Consider the following 18,236-nt stretch of genomic DNA (forward strand, 5'->3'; position numbering starts at 1 on the left):
AGGTTTCACCCGGCGCGCAGGTGTTCCGGCTTCAGCAGCCGCGTCGGCGGTCGGGGTTCACGAGCCGTGCCAGGAGCGCCACAGGGAGGCGTACACGCCGTCGGCGGCGACCAGCTCGTCGTGGCCGCCGATCTCGGTGATCCGGCCGTCCTCCAGCACCGCCACCCGGTCGGCGTCGTGCGCGGTGTTGAGCCGGTGCGCGATGGCGATGACGGTCCGCCCGGCGAGCACCGCCGCGAGCGCCCGTTCGGTGCGCCGGGCCGTCGTCGGGTCGAGTGCGGCGGTCGCCTCGTCGAGGATCAGCGTGTCGGGGTCGGCCAGCACCAGCCTGGCCAGCGCCAACTGCTGGGCCTCCGCCGCGCCGAGGCCCCTTGCGCCGTCGCCGAGCTGGGTGTCGAGGCCGTCGGGCAGGTCGGCGTGCCAGTCCGCGCCGACCGTGTCCAGGGCGGCGCGCATGCGCTCGTCGGTGGCGTCCGGCGCGGCGAACGCGAGGTTGTCGCGCAGCGAGCCGAGGAAGACGTGGTGCTCCTGGGTGACGAGCGCGATCCGGCGACGTCGCTCGGCCGGGTCCAGGTCGGTGACCGCGACGCCGCCGAGGCTCACCACCCCCTCCTGCGGGGCGTCGATCCCGGCGAGCAGCCGGGCCAGGGTGGACTTCCCGGCCCCCGAGGGGCCGACGACGGCGAGGCGTTCCCCGGGCTCGACCGCCAGGTCGATGCCGTGCAGCACCTCGTGCCCCTCGGCGTACGAGAACCGCGCGCCCCGCACCACGAGCCGCCGCCCGTGCGGCGCGTCGGCCCGGCCGCGCGGCTCCGGCGGCACCAGCCCCACCCCGAGGACCCGGGCGAGCGAGGCGATGCCGCGCTGCGCCTGCTCGACCCACTGCAACAGCCGGTCCAGCGGGTCGATCGCCTGCTGGAGGTAGAGCGCGGCGGCGACCACCTCGCCGAGGCTGACCGTGCCGCGCGCCAGGAACACCCCGCCGACACCGAGCACGGCGGCGATCGGCAGCGCGTAGCTGCCCTCCACCCCGGGGAAGAACACCGACCGCAGCGCGAGCGTGGCCCGCCGCGCCGCCCACACCCCGGCGATGCGCCCGGTGCCGTGCGCGACGCGGTCGGCGCTCAGCCGCAGCGCCTCGGTCGTGCGCGCGCCCTCCGCCGTGGTGGTCAGCGCCTCGGTCAGCTCCGCCGTCGCCGCCCCCTCGGCGAGGTAGGCGGGCCCGGCCCGGCGCAGGTACCAGCGGGTGACCGCCCAGATCGACGGCAGCCCGGCCAGCGCCACGAGCCCGAGCAGCGGATCGAGCAGGAACACCGCCGCGAACAGCAGCAGCAGGTGCGTCCCGGCGATGACGACCGTCGGCACGACCTCGCGCACGGTGGTGCCGACGGTCGTCACGTCGACCGAGCTGCGGGTGGCCAGGTCGCCGGTGCCGGCGCGCTCGACCACCGACACGGGCAGCGCGAGCATCCGGGTGACGAACTCCTCGCGCAGCCGGGCGACGGCCCGCTCGCCGAACCGGTGCCCCGCATACTGCGCGTAGCGGGAGAGCAGGCCCTGGGCCAGCACGCAGGCGGCGATGGCCAGCGCCAGCCGGTCCACGGCGGCGACGCCCGCGCCGGTGGTGACCGCGTCGACGACCCGGCCGAGCAGCCACGGCACGCCGAGCCCGGCGACCGTCGCGGCGACGTGCAGCGCCAGCACGACCGCCACGGCCCGCCGGTCGCGCGCGATCAGGTCGAGGGCGGCCCGGCGTACGGCGGCCCGGCCCGCCACCGGGAGCTTCGTCACCGCCGTGCCCGCCCGGCCTCGACGGGCCCGTCGCCGGCGGCCCTGCCCTCGGGGGCCGCCCGGCCCCCGCCGGTCCTGTCCCCGACGGCCCCGGCGGGCCCGCTGTCGGCGTCGCCGTCGGCGCGGGACACCAGCGCGCGGTAGCCCCGGTCGGTGGCGAGCAGGTCGGCGTGGGTGCCGGTGGCGACGACCCGGCCGGCGCTCAGGTGCGCGACCGTGTCGGCGTGCCCGAGCAGCAGCGGGGACGTGGCCAGCACGATCGTGGTGCGCCCGGCCCGGGCCGCGCGCAGGCGCTGCGCGATGCGCGCCTCGGTGTGGGCGTCCACGGCGGACGTCGGGTCGACGAGGATCAGCACCTCCGGCTCGGCCAGCAGGGCCCGGGCGAGGCGCACCCGCTGCCGTTGGCCGCCCGAGAGCGTGCGGGCCCGGGCCCCGACCGGGGTGTCGAGGCCGGCGGGCAGCGCGTCGGCCACGTCCTGCGCCGACGCGGCGTGCAGCGCGGCCCGGACGTCGGCGTCGTCGCGGGACGCCTCGTCGCGGGCAGGTCCGGTGCCGGCCGCGTCGTCGCCGGCCGTGGCGGGGCGCGCGGGGCCGCCCGCCGCCCGGCCGCGCAGGATCTCCCGCAGGGTGCCCGCGAAGAGGTACGCGTCGTGGTCGGCGACCAGGATCCGGGCGCGCACCTCGTCGAGGTCGACCCCGGCCAACGGCGCGTCGCCCCAGGTCACGTCGCTGGCGACGTACCGGCCGAGCCGGTCGGCCAGGGCGGCGGCCTCGGCGGGGTCGTCGGCGGCGACGCCCACCAGCCGGCCCGGCGGCACCACCAGCCCGGTGGCCGGGTCGCGCAGCTCGGCCGGCTGGCGCGGCGCGGTCGCGGTCACCGGCCCGCCCGCCCGGTCGGGGGCCAGCCGCAGCAGGCCGACGATGCGGCGGGCCGCGACGCGCCCCTGGATGAGCAGGTAGCCGCCCTCCAGCAGGAACCAGACCGGCACGACGAGGATGGCCGTGTAGCCGTAGACGGCGACGAGCTGCCCGACGGTGATGTCGCCGTTCGCCGCCGTCCGCGCCGCGAGCCACACCACGGCCGCGAGGAAGAGCCCCGGGATGGTGAGGGTCAACGCGTCGATCCAGCTCGCCACCGCGCCCACCCGGTAGCCCTCGCCGAGCAGGGCCCGGGAACGGGCCGCGTACCGGCGGGCGAACAGGTGGCGACCGCCGACCCCGGCGAGCACCCGCAGGCCGGCGACGATGTCGTCGGCCCGGGTGGTCAGCTCGCCCTGCTGCTGCCGGTAGGCCGACTCCGCGCGTTCGAGCCGGCGCAGCAGCGGCCCGACGGACACCGCGATCGCCGGCACGCCCAGCAGCACCAGCGCCGCGAGCGGCGGATCCACCGACCAGAGCAGCACGGCGACGACCCCGTAGGCGATGACCGCGCCCACCCCGGGGCCGCTGAGGGTCAGCACGTGCGAGGTGCGCACGATGTCGTACCCGCCGACGGTGGCGACGTCGCCCGCGGCCAGCCGGCGGGGGAGCACCGCGCCGACGTGGGCGAGTGCGCGCAGCAGCACCTCGGCGGAGCGGGCGCTGGCGTCCTCCCGGATGAACGTCATCGTGCGGTGCCGCATGATGCCCAGCCAGGCCAGCGCGAACCCGGCCGCCACGATCGCGAAGATCCACCACAGCAGCGCCCGGTGGTCGCCGGCGCGCAGGCCGTCGTCGATGGCGCGGGCGACCAGGTAGGGGCGGACCGACAGCCCGACCATCCACACCGTCCCGAACAGGCTGCCGCGCAGCACCCGCCACGGCTGGCAGCGGATCAGCCACCAGATGTAGCGCAGCGGCCCCGACGTGTCGGGGACACCGGGCTCGGGGTGGGGGATCCGGAGAGGCACCGACCCAGGCTAACGACCGCTCTGCCCGATTACCGCCCCGTTTCGGGGCCCCGCCGGATGACCTCGATCATGCTGGCGAGCGCCTCGTCGCCGTGCCCGCCCTCGGCGCGTTCCCGCAGCAGGTCGCGGATCGGGACCATCACGTCGGGCCGGATCCCCAGGCTCTCGCTGGCCTGCACCATCTTGGCCAGGCCGAGCGCGTTGAGCGCGACGGTGGACACGTCGGTCGCGTAGCGGCCCGCGTCGACGTGCCGGGCCGCCTGCCCGATGCCGGGCGCCACCACGTGGGTGAGCCAGGACTCGGCGAACGGCGCGAGCGCCCCGGCCGGGACGCCCGCGCTGGCGAGCAACGCGAAGCCGTGCAGCGCCCCGGCGAACGACGACCACAGGATGCCGAGCAGCGCCAGGTCGTACAGGCTCGCCGTGCCCGGGTCCTCGCCGATGAAGACGCTGTTGCCGCCGAGGACCCGCAGCGTCGGCCCGTGCGCGTCGAACGCCGCCCGGGAGCCGCCGTAGAACAGCAGGGTCTGGGGCAGGCCGACGCCCGGCGGCACGGCCATGACGTACCCGTCGAGGTACTCCGCGCCCAGCGACCGCGCCCACCGCTGGGCGGCGCGGGCGTCGTCGGGCACGCCGGAGGTGAGGTTGACGACCACCCGGCCGCGCAGCGCGGCGCCCACCGGCTCCAGGATCTCGTACAGGGCCTGGTAGTCGGTCACGCAGACCACCAGGACGTCGCTCGCGGCGACCGCGTCCGCGACCGTCTCCGCGCGGCTCGCGCCCCGCCCGACGAGCGCGTCCGCCCGGGCCGCCGAGCGGTTCCACACCGTCGTGCGGTGGCCGGCCCTGAGGTACGCGTCGGCCAGCGCCGAACCCATCATGCCGAGGCCGATCACCGAGACGGGCACACAGTTTTCGTCGGTCATGTCTGTTCCCCCTCGCATTTTCGGGGAAAGCGTAGGACCGCTTTTCCGTGCGCCTCAAGCACTTACCGCAAAGTGCGTGGCCGCGCCGGTCATCCATTGTGGTTAGACTCGTCGGCGTGTGTGGATTCACGGGGAGAACGTCGTCGACCGGCCGCGGAACGGCCGGATGAGCGTCCGGGTGCGGCCCACCCACTGCGGGCTGGACGCCGCGGTGGAGGTGATCAGCGGCAAGTGGAAGGTGGTCATCCTGTGGGCCCTCAGCGACCGGCACCGACGTTTCGGTGAGCTGAGAAGGCTCATTCCCGGGGTGAGCGAAAAGGTGCTCTTCCAGCATCTGCGCGAGCTGGAGACCGACGGCATCGTGCGGCGGGAGACGTTCGACGACCTGCCGCTGCGGGTGGAATATTCCCTCACGGCGGGTGGGCGGGCGCTCAACGAGGCGCTCAAACCCCTCGGCGCCTGGGGGCGGGAGCACCTGCCGGTCGGCGACGTGCCGGCGCGGGCGGTCCCGTAACGTCCGGCCGGGTGCCGCCGGCGGGGGCCCGGGGGCTCCCACCGGCGGCGACGGCCGGTCAGCCGACCCCGGCGTGGCGGGTCGGCGGGCGCGTCACAGCACGGCGCACGGGGTGCCGTTGAGGGTGAACGCGGTGGGCCAGACGTTCGGGCCGCTGTACGCGCCGACGAAGCCGGCGCTCGTGCTGCCCCCGCCGCCGGCGATCTTCGCGTTGTCGGCGGTGTTGGTGACCGTCACGGTCCGGCCGCTCTGCGCCCAGGTGGCGCTCCAGCCGCTGTCCACCCGCTGCCAGGTGGTCGGCCAGGTGAAGGTGAGCGTCCAGCCGTCGATCTGGTGCGTGCCGTTGTTGACGATGTCGAGGCTGCCGACGAATCCGTTGCCCCAGTCGTTGGTGTCGCGCAGGCGCACGCCGCACGTGCTCTCCGCCGGGCCGGCGGTGGTGAAGGTCACCGGCGGCGACGACCAGGAGAGCCGGCCCGCGCCGTCGCGGGCCAGCACGTTGAGGGTGTACCGGGTGCCCGGCACGAGGTTGCCGACCGCGAGCGAGCTGGCGGTGGTCTCGCCGAGCTGCTCGCTGACCGTGCCGTTCTGCCGGTACACCTCGTACTTGAGGGGCCCGCCGGCCGCCGGGGGCAGCGCGGGCCAGGAGACCGTCGCGCCCCGGTCGGTGACGTCGGCGACGGCGGGCTGGGCGGGCGCGCCCGGCGCGCCGGTGACCACCGTGTCCGGGCGCAGCACCAGCGTGGTCAGCGAGTACGGCGGCAGGGTGCGGCTGGTCGCGCTGCCGGACTGGCTGGTGGCGATGGCGGTCGCGCCGTTGGTGAGGGTGTGCACGGTCGGCGCGGCGGCCGACGGGGCGAACCCGGCGTAGTCGATGGTGACCGGGCGGGCGTTGTCCGGGTCCTTGTTGACCAGCATGACCGCGAGGCTGCCGTCGGGCCGGCGCACGGCGTGCGCGGTGACCAGCGCCTCGTCGGTGCCGGCCCGGACGAACTGGCCGCCGGCCCCGGCGAGCAGGTTCATCATGGACAGCCCGTGGTACGGGGCGAACGGCGTGTTCAGCGGCGGCTCGCAGACGGTGCCGTCGGAGGTGCAGGTGCCGCTGGAGAGCAGCCCGAAGTCGCCGTAGTCGGTGTGGCCGGCCACCTGCGACACCTTGTCGATGCCGTTGTGCACGTTCCACCACTGGACGGTGAACACCCCGTTCTCCAGCAGCTCGCTGTACGCGTCGGCGAGGAACAGCGCGCCGGGCTGGGTGGTGCGGCCGGTGTCGACGTTCAGCTCGGTGAAGCTGATGCCGATGCGGGCGGCGTTCGGCCCCGCGTACCTGGCGATCTGCTGGCGCAGCAGGTGGGCCGCCTCGTCGACGTGGGCGGTGCGGGCCAGGGACTCGGCGGCGCTGCCGCCCGGGTACCAGTGCACGTCCACGAAGTCGATCTTCGGGCCGGCGATCGACAGCACCGCCTGGTTCCACGGGCCGGGGTCGCTGGCGGCGGTGATCCCGTCGGGCCAGTTGCCCGGCATGGTCAGCACCGCGCCGACCTTGATCGTCGGGTCGACGGCCTTCATCGCGTCGGCGTAGTCGACGACCAGGTTCGCGTAGTAGGTCGCGCTCTTGTCCGGGTGGTCGTCGGCCTCCCAGGCCGAGCCGTAGAGGCCGTTGCCGTAGTTCTCGTTGCCGATCGTCCAGTACTTCGCGCCGTACTGCTTGGTGACGTTGGCGTAGCGCACCCAGTCGGCGGCCTCGGCGGGGGTGCCCGTGCCGTAGTTCGCGATGATCATCGGCTGCGCGCCGACCCGCCTCGCGCCGGCCATGAAGGTGTCGAAGTCGGTGTTCGGGGCCACGTACCCGCCGGGCGCCGTGTGGTCCTTCCAGTGGTAGATGTCGGCGTACGAGCCGCCCGGGTAACGCAGCATCTGGACGCCGGCCGCGCGCAGCAGGTCCGACGTCTCGTTCGTGCCCAGGTTCGTGTCCCAGATGGCCTGGTTGACGCCCAGGGCGGTGTTCGGCACGCCGGCCAGCCCCGCCTTGGCGTTGACGGTGACGACGACCGGGTCGGCGGCCGCGCCGACGGCCGGGGGAGTGATCGCGGTGAGGGCACCGGTGGCGAGCAGGGCGCCCGCGGCGAGGGCCGTCCAGCGGCGTCGACCGGGCCGGCGGGGCGGCGGGGTGTGGCGTGGGTACCCGTACGTGCTCGGGTTGTTCATGCTGTTCCTTCGTGGACCACGGGCAGAGCGCCGCCGGATCGGCGGGCGGCTCTGGACGGACTGATCTGGCGTTGGTCGCAGATGTCGCCGTCCCCCGGGAGGCCGCGCCGGCCACCGGTTGCCCATTGGACGACGGTCAGCCCCGCGCGTGGCTGGTCATCGACGCACAAGAATCTCACGGCCGCGCCCGGATGCTCAAGGCGGTGCGGCCCGGCGCGGCGGGCCGGGGCCGGCACGCGCCGCCGGTCGCGGCGGCGCGGCGCTGCCGGGCGTGCCGGGCGTCGCCATCGGTCGTGCCGGGCGCCCGCCGTCAGCCGTGGCGGGGCGGGGCGGCGGCGGGCTCCGCCTCGGCGAGCGCGGTGCGGATCGTGTCGAGCAGCGGGCCGTCCGGGTGGTCGATCCAGTGCTGGATGGCGACCCGCAGCGCCGCGAGGAAGCTCGCGGCCAGGACCCGGGAGCGCAGCGCGGCGTCCGGGCCGGCGAGCCGGGAGGTGAGCTCCGCGGCCACCTCCCGCTCGACCGTCGTGTACGCCGCGAGGTGGTGGGCGAGCAGGCTCGGGTGCGCCCGTAGCTGCCGGCGGTGCGCCAGCCAGGCCGGGTCGGCGTCGCCGTACACCTCGGCGGTGAGTCGCTCGGCCGCCCGGCTCAGCACCGTCCAGGGCCGATCGCCGGGGGGCTGGTCGCGGATCAGCTCCCGCATCCGGCGCAGCCGCTCGGTGTCGCCGTGGAAGAACGCCTCCTCCTTGCTGGAGAAGTAGTTGGAGAACGTGCGGCGGGAGACGTTGGCCGCGTCGGCGATCGCCTCGACGGTCACCCGGTCGGGCCCCTCGGTGGCGGCGAGGCGCAGGGCGGCCTCGTGCAGGGCGAGCCGGGTGGCCGCCTTCTTGCGTTCGCGCAGCCCGGTGGCCTCGTCCATGGGCGTCACGATACGCGGCCGGTGATTTACTTCTCAACGTGCAAACTTGCCCGGTGCGCACGTTCGGTGAATAGTTGCTTGCAGCAACCATCACGGCGGGAGGGGGCGGCGTGGAGACCACCCGGGAGCTGAGCGTGCGGATGTACGACCTGCTCAAGAGCGTGCGGCTGATCAAGCAGCGGCGTGCCGACGACCGGCCGTCCGTGCCGCTCGGGCTGGTCGGCATGCTCACCCAGATCGAGCAGCTCGCCGTCGGGGCGCACGCCCGCGAGCTGGCCGAGCACACCGGGCTCGACCCGTCCACCGTCAGCCGGGCCGTCGCCGCGCTCGTCGCACACGGCCTCGTCGAGCGGCGGGCCGACCCCACCGACCGGCGGGCGAGCTGCCTGACCGTCACCCCCGCCGGCCGGGCGGCCCTCGCGGACGCCTACGGCTGGTACGGCGACCTGCTCGACCGGGCGCTCGCCGACTGGACCCCCGACGAGGTGGCGGCGCTGTGCTCGGCGCTGGGCCGGTTCACCCGCGACCTGGGGGCCGCCCTCGGCGGCAAGGCCGACCCGGGGGCCGCCCCCGCAGACAACGACAACCTGGAGGCCGCGCGATGAGCGCACCCACCACGACGGCCGAAGCCGCGCCGATGACCCATCGGCAGACCCTCGAAGCGCTCAGCGGGCTGCTGCTGGTGCTCTTCGTCGCCATGCTCAGCAGTACCGTCGTGTCGACGGCGCTGCCAAAGATCATCGGGGCGCTGGACGGCTCGCAGACCCAGTACACCTGGGTGGTCACCGCCACCCTGCTCACCGCGACGGCCACCACCCCGATCTGGGGCAAGCTGGCCGACCTGTTCAACAAGAAGACGCTGGTGCAGGTCGCCATCGTCGTCTTCCTCGCCGGCTCCGTGGTCGCCGGCTTCTCCCAGACCGCCGGCCAGCTCATCGCCGCCCGCGCGTTCCAGGGCATCGGCGTCGGCGGCCTCCAGGCCCTCGTCCAGGTCGCCATCGCGGCGATGATCCCGCCGCGCGAGCGCGGCCGCTACAACGGCTACCTCGGCGGCGTGATGGCCGTCGCGACGGTCGGCGGCCCCCTGCTCGGCGGCCTCATCGTCGACACGTCCTGGCTCGGCTGGCGCTGGTGCTTCTTCGTCGGGGTGCCCGTCGCCCTGGTCGCGCTCGTCCTGCTCCAGCTCACCCTGCGCCTGCCCACGGTGCGCCGCGACAACGTCAGGATCGACTACCTGGGCGCGGCCCTGATCGCCGCCGGCGTCAGCGTGCTGCTGATCTGGATCTCGTTCGTCGACGACTCGTTCGCCTGGCTGTCCTGGCAGACCGCCGCCATGGTCGGCGGATCGGTGCTCCTGCTGGCCCTGGCCACCTGGGTCGAGTCCCGGGCCGCCGAGCCGGTCGTCCCGCTCGGCATCGTCCGCGAGCGCACCACCGCCCTGGCCATCCTCGGCAGCCTCGCCGTCGGCATGGCCATGTTCGGCGGCGCGGTCTTCCTCGGCCAGTACTTCCAGATCGGGCGCGGCTACAGCCCCACCGAGGCCGGCCTGCTCACCATCCCGATGATGGCCGGCGTGCTCGGCTCGTCGATCATCGCCGGCCGGATGATCACCCGGACCGGGCGGATCAAGCCCTACATCGTCGTCGGCGCGATCCTCCTCGTCGCCGGGTTCGCCCTGCTCGGCACCATCGACCACGAGACGTCGCTCGTCCTGGTCGGCGTGGCCATGTTCGTCGTCGGCACCGGCGTCGGCATGACCATGCAGAACCTCGTCCTGGCGGTGCAGAACACCGTGTCGCTGCGCGACATCGGCGCGGCCAGCTCCACCGTCGCGTTCTTCCGCTCCCTCGGCGGCACCATCGGGGTCTCCGTGCTCGGCGCGGTCCTCGCCCGCCGGGTCGGCGACCGGATCACCCACGACTTCGCCGCCGCCGGCATCCCCGTCTCCGGAAGCTCCGGCGGCGGCAGCCTCAACCTCGACGTCCTGCCCGCGCCCGTGCGCGACATCATCCGGGCCGCGTACGGCGACGCCACCGGGCACATCTTCCTGATCTCCGCGGCCATCGCCGTCGTCGGCGTCGTCGCGGCGCTCCTGCTCCGGCCGGTCACCCTGCGCACCAGCCTCGACCTGCCCGACGCGGCCAGGTCGGCCGCCGTGGCCGCCGACGCCGTCGACGGCGCGCCGGCCCTCGACCAGGTGGCCGTCGACGCCGGTCGGAGCGGCCGTCCGCCGGTCGGCAGGCCCTGACCCGTCCCGATGCCGGGGCCACCGTCACCGCCCGGTGACGGTGGCCCCGCCCGCTGTCCGGGCCGGTTGCCGCCCGTTGTCCGGGCCGGCGTCGGCGCGGCGGGCGGGGCCGGGGTCGGCGCGGGCGGATCGGCCTCGGCTCGGCCGGCGGCCGGGGTCAGCGCGGCGACACGTACGCCAGCGGCAGCGGCGTCGGCTGCCCCTCCCACGTGCCCGTCAGCCGGGCCCCGGGCAGGCCGGGGTCGCCGCCGACCCGCCGCAGGACGGCCAGCTCGACGGAGCCGGCGAGGATGCGGGCCGGATCGCCGTCGTCGACCTCGTCGAGCGCGTCGATCCCCGGCACGCCGGCCAGGCCCGCGCCGTCGACCGCGATCCCCATGCTCGGTGGGCGCTCCTCGCGCCGGCCGTCCACCTCGAAGTACTCCTGCGCCTGGCCGGCGCCCGCGAGGACCGCCCCGGCCAGGGCCGCCGCGTAGACGGGGTCGCCGCAGGCGTCGTACACCCAGCGCGGCCCCAGCACCGAGTGCTCGCAGGTGCCGACGAGCCACGCGTCGGCCCCGCCCAGCGGCGCGCCCCGGTAGGTCAGCGGCACCTGGTGCACCGGCCCGTCGCCGGCCCGCACCAGCAGCGTCTCGATCCCCACCTCCCCGGCGGGGTCGTCGAAGCGGTACGCCGCGACGCGCTCGACGCCGGCGGCGGCGTCCCCCTCGAACCACGGGCGACGGGGCAGCCAGGCCGACAGGAGTTCGAGCTTCGTGGGGCGGATCTCCGCCCGGTGCAGCAGCGCCATCACCGGATCATAGGAACCCCCGCTCCGGCCGTCACCGGCGACCGCGACGGCGGGGGCTGTCAGGGGGGCGGGGCGGGGGTGTCGAGGTAGTGCAGGACGGCGGCGACGCGGCGGTCCGTGCGGTCGGTGGGCGGGAGGTCGAGCTTGGCGAAGATGCTGCGGATGTGCTTGTGCACGGCCCCGTCGGTGACGAAGAGCCGCTCCGCGATGGCCGCGTTGCCCAGCCCCTCGGCCATCAGCGCCAGCACGTCGCGCTCGCGGGGGCTGAGCCGGTCCAGCCGGGTGTCGGGGCGGCTGCGGACCAGCAACTGCGCGACCACGTCCGGGTCGATGGCCGTGCCGCCGCCGGCCACCCGGCGCAGGGCGACCAGGAACTCCTCGACCCGGCCCACCCGCTCCTTGAGCAGGTAGCCGAGCCCGGCCCCGCCCCGGGCGAGCAGGTCGGTGGCGAACGCCTGCTCGACGTACGCGGAGAGCACCAGGACGGCGAGGCCGGGCTGCCGGCGGCGGGCCTCGACGGCGGCGACGATCCCCTCGTCGGTGTGGGTCGGCGGCATGCGCACGTCGACGATCGCCACGTCCGGGGCGTGCGTGTCGATGGCGGCGAGGAACGTGGTCGGGTTGTCGGCGGTGGCGACGACGTCCAGGGACTCGGCGCGCAGCAGCAGCGCCAGCCCCTCGCGCAGCAGCGCGTCGTCCTCGGCGATCACGATCCGCACGGCAGGTCCACCTCCACGGTGGTCGGACCGCCCGGGGGGCTGGTCAGGGTCAGTTTCCCGTCGTGTGCCTCGGCGCGCCGCCGGATGCCGGACAGCCCCGAACCGGCGCGCTCGTCCGCGCCGCCGCGACCGTCGTCGACGATCGTGACGCGCAGCCGGTCGGCGACGCGGCGTACGGTCACCGTGGCCCGTCGGGCCCCGCTGTGCCGGGCGACGTTGGTCAGCGCCTCGGCGGCCACGAAGTATGCCGTGGCCTCGACGGAGGCGGCGCACCGGCCGGGCACGTCCGCGTCGACGCGGGCCGGGACGGGGCAGGTGGCGGCCAGCGACAGCAGCGCGTCGGGCAGGCTGCGGTCGGTGAGCACGGGCGGCAGGATGCCACGGACGACCGCGCGCAGCTCGGCGAGGGCGTCCTCGGCGGCGCGTTGCGCCCGTTCCAGGAGGGCGTCGGCGTCGGCGGGGTCGCGGGTCACCGCCCGGCGGGCCGCGCCGAGCAGCACGGTGACGCCGACGATGCGGTTCTGCGTGCCGTCGTGCAGGGCCCGCTCGATGCGCCGCAGCTCGGCGGCGTGGGCGTCGAGCGCGGCGGCCCGGGTCGCGGTCAGCTCGGCGACGCGCAGCACCAGGTCGGCGTCGGGGTCGGGTGGGAGCAGTCGGCGGCCGGGCAGCTCCTGGAGGCGGGCCAGGGTGGGCGTGGCGTAGCCGACGAGGGCCAGCCAGCCGAGGCCGAACAGGCCGACCCCGAGCGCCCCGGCGGTGTCGGTCACGACGGGGAAGCCCAGCGCCGAGGTCGCCTCGCCCGCCGGCAGCAGCCGCCACCAGAGCGGAAACGTGCCGTCGCGCAGCACGTTGATCGGCAGCGTCAGCCCGAGCAGGCCGAGGAACAGCCCCAGGGTGGCGTGCGTGACCAGCCAGCGCGCCTCCCGCCGGACGGTCCGGTCGGCCACGGCGGACCGCAGGGTCTGCGGCGTCGGCAGCCCGGCGGCGATGACCGGGCCGGCGCGGGACAGCCTGTCGCGTTCCCGGTCGGCGACGGCGCGCAGCGCCCGCAGCGCGTACGGCACCGCCGGCAGGCCCACGCCGACCAGGCAGGCCAGCGCCGTGACGGTCAGCAGGGCCAGGGTGGACAGGGCCAGGACGGCGGTGCCGAGCCCGCCGACGAGGCGTTCCAGGGCGTCGACGCTGAGGCGGACCCGGGCGGCGGGCGCCCACCGGCGGGCCGCGGCCCCGCCGGGCGGGTCGTGCTCGTCCGGCGGCATTCTCGCCTCCTCCCGTGGAACGGTAGCGACAGCACTGCCCCCCGGGGAGGGCAGCGACAGCAGGGTGCCCCGTGGCGCGGCCGTGACAGCAGGGCGTCCCGGTGGGACAGCAGCGACAGTAGGGCACGGCGGCGGGCCGGCGGCACCGTCGGGGCCGGAAAGTAGTGCCTGCTGTACCGGTGCCGCCCGCCTGGCGGGATCAGGCCGGCCCGGCGGCGTCCGGCTGCGCCGGGGCGAGGACGCCGGTGCCGGACCAGTCGATGTACTCCTCGGCGAGGGCCCGGTCGGGCTCGCCGTCGTCGTCGAGGGTGCTGTACGCGGCGTAGAAGCGGCCGAAGCCGTATCCGCCGGTGGCGAGGGTGGCCAGCGCCCACGGCCGCAGGTTGGCGGGTAGCTGCTGCGGATACCGCCGGTCCACGGTGACCTGGACGACGCCGAGCAGGTCGTAGGACTGCTCGAAGGTGCCGGCGTCGAGCACCCGGCACAGCGAGAACGCGTGCGGAACCTTCTCCTCCTGGTGGACCCACCGACCCGCGTACGACATGGTGCTGCTCCCTCGCCATCGACGGCCTGACTGATGTTCCTGAGAATGCACGGCGGGGAGCTTGATATCAAGCGTGTCGGACTGAATACTCGTGGTCGATGTCGCTGGTCGACGAAGGAGGAAGCATGGCCGCAGGATCCCCGGGGCCGTCCGGTCCGCGCGCGGCGCTGTCGCAATTGGAGTCGTCGCCGGTCGTGCAGGCGTGGGAGCTGGGCATCCGGCTGCGCCAGCGCCGCGAGGAGGTCGGCTTCACCGCGGCGGCGGCCGGTCGCGCCATCGGCATCATCCAGGCGTACGTCTCCGGGGTGGAGTCGGGCCGGGTCAAGCTGCCCGCCCGCCGGCTGGCGCAGATGATCGAGGCGTACGAGTTCGAGCCCGACGACGCGGCCGAGCTGGAGCAGCTCCGGGCGGGCGCGGCCCGGCGCGGCTGGTGGCACGAGTACGCGCAGCTCTTCCCGGCGGAGTTCCTGCGCTTCCTCGGCTACGAGGCCGGCGCGGAGCACATCCGCAGCTTCCACCCGGAGGCGATCCACGGCCTGTTGCAGACCGAGGAATATGCCCGCGCGGTGATCCGGGGCGGCACCACCACGATCCGGCTGACCGAGGTCGAGCGGCGGGTGGCCGTGCGGATGGCCCGGCAGGCGCGTCTCGACGGCGCGCACCCGCTGCGGGTGTCCGCCCTGCTCAGCGAGGGCGCGCTGCGCCAGCAGGTCGGCGGACCGGAGGTGATGCGCCGCCAGCTCGACCATCTCGTCCGGCTGGCCACCGAGCGGCCCGAGCAGATCGAGGTGCGGGTGCTGCCGTTCAGCGCCGGGGCGCACCCCGCGTTCGGCGGGCCGTTCGAGATCCTGTCGTTTCCCTCGCCCCGGCTGCCCGACCTGGTCTGGCAGGAGATCCTGACCTCCATCGACATCGTCGACCAGTCGGTGCGGGTGACCGACTACCTCGTCACCTTCGCCGAGACCCGGGAACTCGCGTTAGGCTCGGACGAGTCCGTCGACCTGATCCGCCGCATCGCCAAGGAGATGACGTGAGCGCTTCTCGTCGTGACTGGTGCAAGTCGTCCCGCAGCTCCAGCAACGCCAACTGCGTGGAGGTGCGGCTCGGCGGCGACGCGGTCGGCGTGCGCGATTCCAAGGACGCGGCAGGCCCGGCCCTGGCCTTCGGCCCGGCGGCGTGGGGCGGCTTCGTGGCCGCTCTGAAGGCGGGCTCCGCCCCGGGCCGCTGACCCCGGCGCTCGCCAGCCCTGCCGCTGACCCCGGCGCGGAACCGCCCTGCCGCCGACCCCGGCGCCCCGCCGCCCTGCCGCTGAGTGACCGATCAGCAGGGGATATCGTCGGCGACCGACCGGCGGCTGCCGGCCTGGCCCAACCGAACAGGCGGTCGTCGGTGTCCCGAGCGCGTGCGGTCCTTCCCCCGGCACTGCTGGCCCTCGTCCTGGTGGCGCTGGTGGCGTCCGGCATCCGGCCGTACGACCGGCTCACCTGGCTGCTGGAGACGGTGTGGGTGATCGTCGGCGTGCCGGTGGTGCTGCTAACCTGGCGGCGCTTCCCGCTGAGCACGCTGCTGTGCTGCCTGCTCGCGGCCCACGCGCTGATCCTCATCGCGGGCGGGCACTGGACGTACGCGCGCACCCCGCTGGGCGACTGGGCGCGCGACCTGTTCGACCTGTCCCGCAACCCGTACGACCGGCTCGGGCACTTCGCGCAGGGCTTCGTGCCGGCCATCCTGGTCCGGGAGATCCTGGTCCGCCGCTCGCCGCTGCGGGGCAGCCGCTGGCTCGCCCCGCTCGTGGTCTGCGCCTGCCTGGCCTTCAGCGCCTTCTTCGAGATGATCGAGTGGTGGGCGGCGGTGGCCGGCGGCTCGGCCGCCGACGACTTCCTCGCCACCCAGGGCGACGTCTGGGACACCCAGTGGGACATGTTCCTGGCGCTGCTCGGCGCGATCACGTCGCTGACCCTGCTCAGCCGGCTGCACGACCGGCAGCTTCCGCCACCGGCGGCGCGCGGCTGAACCCCGCCGCCGGTGTGCGGCCGAATGGTTTACCGGCATTGCTCAGACTACCGCTGTCATTGACGGGCGTCATGTCGACAAATGTTCGATGTCGATCTGTTGGCTGGTGTGTCGTGCCGCGGCGGCTGCGCCGATGTTAGGGGTCGAGACTAAGGGGTGTCGCGCGTCCTGATCCTCGCTACACTGACGCCGGCAAATGTCCCGCAATGCTTGCCGGGCTTTGCGGATGTGGCGGCGACTCGAATCGGATACGACGGGCGGTTGGCTACCCACCATGCTGACTCACACGGGGGAACGGCGAGGCCGCGGCCCGCGCCGGCTGCCGGCAGCCCCGGCCCCGACACCTGACCCGGCCGTGCCGGCCCCCTGAGCGGGCGTCCCCCGGGCGGGTGAGGCCCCCGCCCCCACCAGTGCGTCCATGGCCGGCCGTCCACGCACGTCCTGGCCCACCACGCGAGTCCGCGGTCGCCCGGGTCCGGGCCATCGTCCGCCTGAAGGAGGCACACATGGAGGCAACGGGTCGTGAGCGGCGGCTGCGGCGGCTGTGGGGTCCGACCAGCGGGCGCACCGTGCTCATGCCGATCGACCAGCCGGTGACGATGGGCCCGATCGCCGGGCTGGACGCGATCGACTCCCAACTCGGCCGGCTGCTGGCGGGCGCGCCGAACGGCATCATCGGCCACCGGGGGGTGCTGCGGCGGGTGCCGGCCGAGGCGGCCCGGTCCACGGGCGTCGTCATGCACCTCTCCGCCGGCACCGCCCTGTCAGGCCGGGGGCACGTCAAGAAGCTCACCGGCGACGTCGTCGAGGCCGTCCGGACGGGGGCCGATGCCGTGTCGGCGCAGGTCACCTTCGGCGTGCCCGAGGAGACCGACATGCTGCACGACCTCGCCCAGCTCGCCGGAGCGTGCGCCCAGTGGGGCATGCCGCTGCTGGCGATGGTGTATGTCGCCGGCGTTGACCCCGCCGCCGCCCCGGAGAAGATCGCCCACGCCGCCCGCGCGGCGGCCGAGCTGGGCAGCGACATCGTCAAGGTCCCCTACACCGGCTCCGCCGACTCGTTCGCCACGGTCGTCGACGGCTGCTTCGCCCCGGTCGTCATGGCCGGCGGCGAGCCGTCCGACTCCTGGGAGGACGTCCTGCTCGACGTGAAGGACGCCCTGTCGGCGGGCGCGGCCGGCGTCTGCATCGGGCGCAAGGTGCAGCAGCACGCCGCGCCCGAGCGGGCCCTCGCGGACCTGCACGCGCTGGTGCACGCCAACAACCCCGGCTGACCCCGACGAAGGAGGCACGACCGTGTCCGACAGTGACGCGTTGATCCCGCTCTGGTGCGACCTGTCGCACCTGCGCGAGGGCCTGCCCGACATGGTGGCGGCGGTCGTCCAGGCGCCCGTCCGGGGCGTCATGGTCCCGCCGGACGCGGTGCCCGACAGCGCCGTGCCCGACCGGGTCGAGGTGGCGGTGCTCGTCACCGAGCCGGCCCAGCTCGACAAGCTCGACCCGGCCCGGGCGCTGACCGTCATCGCCGCCGACCAGGCCACCCTCGCCGCCGTGCCGCACGGGGGCCGCTGGCGGCGGGGGCGCTGGATCGACGTCACCGACGCCGAGACGATGCAGGAGGCCGTGGCGGCCCTCGGCCACGTCGACGTGCTGCTGGTCAGCTTCGCCGACGAGACGAACATCCCGCTGGAGCTCATCGTCGCCGAGGCCCAGTCGCAGCGCACCACGGTCGTCAAGCGCGTGCACAACTCCGTGGACGCCCTGGTCACCCGCGGGGTGCTCCAGCACGGCCCGGACGCGATGCTGCTGCGCGTCTCCACCCCCGGCGAGGTGGTGCGGCTGGCCCGGGAGCTGCTGGAGCGCCGCACGGAGCAGCTCGACCTGGTCGAGGCCGAGGTGACGGCGGTGCGGTCCATCGGCATGGGCATGCGCGGCTGCGTCGACACGACCGACCTGTTCGAGCCCGACGAGGGGATCCTGGTCGGCTCGACCTCCTCGGGCGGGCTGCTGGTCTGCGCCGAGGTGCACTACCTGCCGTACATGAACCTGCGGCCCTTCCGGGTCAACGCCGGCGCGGTGCACTCCTACGTGTGGACGCCCGCCGGGCGCACCGCGTACATCACCGACCTCAGCGCCGGCGAGCAGGTCCTCGCCGTGAACACCGCCGGGCGCGCCCGTCCCGTCCTGGTCGGCCGGATCAAGACCGAGATGCGCCCGCTGCGCCTGATCGAGTGCCGCATCGGCGACTCGACGATCAACACCATCGTGCAGGACGACTGGCACGTGCGGCTGTTCGACGCGGCCGGCGCGGTGACCAACTGCACCGCCATCGCCGTCGGCGACCGGATGCTGGCGATCGCCGCCGTGCCCGGCCGCCACGTGGGCATCCCGGTCAGCGAATCGATCAAGGAGAACTGAG

Annotated in this window: 17 protein-coding genes; 8 read left to right on the forward strand and 9 right to left on the reverse strand. The window is 75.0% G+C overall.

Annotation, left to right across the window (positions count from 1 at the left end; all coding sequences use genetic code 11):
* Positions 1–57: 57 nt before the first annotated feature.
* The 3 genes from O7628_RS26010 to O7628_RS26020 all read right to left on the reverse strand — a co-directional run bounded on the left by O7628_RS26010 (position 58) and on the right by O7628_RS26020 (position 4,606).
* Positions 58–1,791, reverse strand: a complete 1,734-nt coding sequence (locus O7628_RS26010) for an ABC transporter ATP-binding protein (protein WP_278134504.1) — start codon at positions 1,789–1,791, stop codon at positions 58–60.
* Positions 1,788–3,584, reverse strand: coding sequence for an ABC transporter ATP-binding protein (locus O7628_RS26015; protein ID WP_278136406.1), 1,797 nt, complete (start codon positions 3,582–3,584; stop codon positions 1,788–1,790). The genes O7628_RS26010 and O7628_RS26015 overlap by 4 nt, the downstream gene beginning before the upstream one ends.
* Before the next feature lie 125 nt (positions 3,585–3,709).
* Complete coding sequence (locus tag O7628_RS26020) at positions 3,710–4,606, reverse strand: NAD(P)-binding domain-containing protein (protein WP_278134505.1); 897 nt, start codon at positions 4,604–4,606, stop codon at positions 3,710–3,712.
* Between the two features lie 166 nt (positions 4,607–4,772).
* On the opposite strand from O7628_RS26020, the gene O7628_RS26025 reads away from it, so the two are divergent.
* Positions 4,773–5,120, forward strand: coding sequence for a helix-turn-helix domain-containing protein (locus tag O7628_RS26025; protein WP_074478001.1), 348 nt, complete (start codon positions 4,773–4,775; stop codon positions 5,118–5,120).
* Between the two features lie 93 nt (positions 5,121–5,213).
* Here O7628_RS26025 and O7628_RS26030 read toward each other — a convergent pair whose 3' ends face one another.
* Positions 5,214–7,328, reverse strand: coding sequence for a cellulose binding domain-containing protein (locus O7628_RS26030; RefSeq protein WP_278134506.1), 2,115 nt, complete (start codon positions 7,326–7,328; stop codon positions 5,214–5,216).
* Between the two features lie 310 nt (positions 7,329–7,638).
* Positions 7,639–8,244, reverse strand: coding sequence for a TetR/AcrR family transcriptional regulator (locus O7628_RS26035; protein ID WP_278134507.1), 606 nt, complete (start codon positions 8,242–8,244; stop codon positions 7,639–7,641).
* Positions 8,245–8,354: 110 nt separating this feature from the next.
* On the opposite strand from O7628_RS26035, the gene O7628_RS26040 reads away from it, so the two are divergent.
* Positions 8,355–8,849 carry a MarR family transcriptional regulator gene (locus O7628_RS26040; RefSeq protein WP_278134508.1) on the forward strand — a complete coding sequence of 165 codons (495 nt, stop codon included), beginning with the start codon at positions 8,355–8,357 and terminating at the stop codon, positions 8,847–8,849.
* Positions 8,846–10,492, forward strand: coding sequence for an MDR family MFS transporter (locus tag O7628_RS26045; RefSeq protein ID WP_278134509.1), 1,647 nt, complete (start codon positions 8,846–8,848; stop codon positions 10,490–10,492). Before O7628_RS26040 ends, O7628_RS26045 begins: the two co-directional genes overlap by 4 nt.
* 157 nt (positions 10,493–10,649) lie before the next feature.
* On the opposite strand, the gene O7628_RS26050 is transcribed toward O7628_RS26045, so the two are convergent.
* From O7628_RS26050 to O7628_RS26065, 4 genes are all read right to left on the reverse strand, one after another.
* Positions 10,650–11,282: a hypothetical protein gene (locus O7628_RS26050; protein WP_278134510.1), complete on the reverse strand. Its 633-nt coding sequence runs from the start codon at positions 11,280–11,282 to the stop codon at positions 10,650–10,652.
* A 59-nt stretch (positions 11,283–11,341) separates the two neighbouring features.
* On the reverse strand, positions 11,342–12,001 hold the full coding sequence (locus O7628_RS26055; protein WP_278134511.1) for a response regulator transcription factor: 660 nt from the start codon (positions 11,999–12,001) through the stop codon (positions 11,342–11,344).
* Complete coding sequence (locus O7628_RS26060; RefSeq protein ID WP_278134512.1) at positions 11,989–13,260, reverse strand: sensor histidine kinase; 1,272 nt, start codon at positions 13,258–13,260, stop codon at positions 11,989–11,991. The genes O7628_RS26055 and O7628_RS26060 overlap by 13 nt, the downstream gene beginning before the upstream one ends.
* Positions 13,261–13,459: 199 nt before the next feature.
* Positions 13,460–13,804 carry a hypothetical protein gene (locus tag O7628_RS26065; protein ID WP_178064520.1) on the reverse strand — a complete coding sequence of 115 codons (345 nt, stop codon included), beginning with the start codon at positions 13,802–13,804 and terminating at the stop codon, positions 13,460–13,462.
* Positions 13,805–13,929: 125 nt separating this feature from the next.
* Between O7628_RS26065 and O7628_RS26070 the strand changes: the two genes are divergently transcribed.
* The 5 genes from O7628_RS26070 (at position 13,930) to O7628_RS26090 (ending at position 18,235) form a co-directional block, all read left to right on the forward strand.
* Positions 13,930–14,838 carry a helix-turn-helix transcriptional regulator gene (locus O7628_RS26070; protein WP_278134514.1) on the forward strand — a complete coding sequence of 303 codons (909 nt, stop codon included), beginning with the start codon at positions 13,930–13,932 and terminating at the stop codon, positions 14,836–14,838.
* Complete coding sequence (locus O7628_RS26075; protein WP_278134516.1) at positions 14,835–15,032, forward strand: DUF397 domain-containing protein; 198 nt, start codon at positions 14,835–14,837, stop codon at positions 15,030–15,032. Before O7628_RS26070 ends, O7628_RS26075 begins: the two co-directional genes overlap by 4 nt.
* Before the next feature lie 161 nt (positions 15,033–15,193).
* The gene (locus tag O7628_RS26080) at positions 15,194–15,817 is read left to right on the forward strand and encodes a DUF2238 domain-containing protein (RefSeq protein WP_219825047.1); all 624 of its coding nucleotides are present in this window, start codon (positions 15,194–15,196) and stop codon (positions 15,815–15,817) included.
* 506 nt (positions 15,818–16,323) lie between these two features.
* Positions 16,324–17,091, forward strand: a complete 768-nt coding sequence (locus tag O7628_RS26085) for a 2-amino-3,7-dideoxy-D-threo-hept-6-ulosonate synthase (RefSeq protein ID WP_074477911.1) — start codon at positions 16,324–16,326, stop codon at positions 17,089–17,091.
* Between the two features lie 22 nt (positions 17,092–17,113).
* The gene (locus O7628_RS26090) at positions 17,114–18,235 is read left to right on the forward strand and encodes a 3-dehydroquinate synthase II (RefSeq protein WP_278134520.1); all 1,122 of its coding nucleotides are present in this window, start codon (positions 17,114–17,116) and stop codon (positions 18,233–18,235) included.
* Position 18,236 lies beyond the last annotated feature (1 nt).

Origin of the sequence: Micromonospora sp. WMMD956 (assembly GCF_029626125.1) — a bacterium.
Classification (GTDB): Bacteria; Actinomycetota; Actinomycetes; order Mycobacteriales; family Micromonosporaceae; genus Micromonospora; species Micromonospora carbonacea.

Excerpts from the sequence above, each read along its gene's own strand:
- O7628_RS26020 (WP_278134505.1), bottom strand. The coding sequence starts at position 4,606 with ATGACCGACGAAAACTGTGTGCCCGTCTCGGTGATCGGCCTCGGCATG.
- O7628_RS26025 (WP_074478001.1), top strand. The coding sequence starts at position 4,773 with ATGAGCGTCCGGGTGCGGCCCACCCACTGCGGGCTGGACGCCGCGGTG.
- O7628_RS26030 (WP_278134506.1), bottom strand. The coding sequence starts at position 7,328 with ATGAACAACCCGAGCACGTACGGGTACCCACGCCACACCCCGCCGCCC.
- O7628_RS26035 (WP_278134507.1), bottom strand. The coding sequence starts at position 8,244 with ATGGACGAGGCCACCGGGCTGCGCGAACGCAAGAAGGCGGCCACCCGG.
- O7628_RS26045 (WP_278134509.1), top strand. The coding sequence starts at position 8,846 with ATGAGCGCACCCACCACGACGGCCGAAGCCGCGCCGATGACCCATCGG.
- O7628_RS26050 (WP_278134510.1), bottom strand. The coding sequence starts at position 11,282 with ATGGCGCTGCTGCACCGGGCGGAGATCCGCCCCACGAAGCTCGAACTC.
- O7628_RS26060 (WP_278134512.1), bottom strand. The coding sequence starts at position 13,260 with ATGCCGCCGGACGAGCACGACCCGCCCGGCGGGGCCGCGGCCCGCCGG.
- O7628_RS26065 (WP_178064520.1), bottom strand. The coding sequence starts at position 13,804 with ATGTCGTACGCGGGTCGGTGGGTCCACCAGGAGGAGAAGGTTCCGCAC.
- O7628_RS26070 (WP_278134514.1), top strand. The coding sequence starts at position 13,930 with ATGGCCGCAGGATCCCCGGGGCCGTCCGGTCCGCGCGCGGCGCTGTCG.
- O7628_RS26085 (WP_074477911.1), top strand. The coding sequence starts at position 16,324 with ATGGAGGCAACGGGTCGTGAGCGGCGGCTGCGGCGGCTGTGGGGTCCG.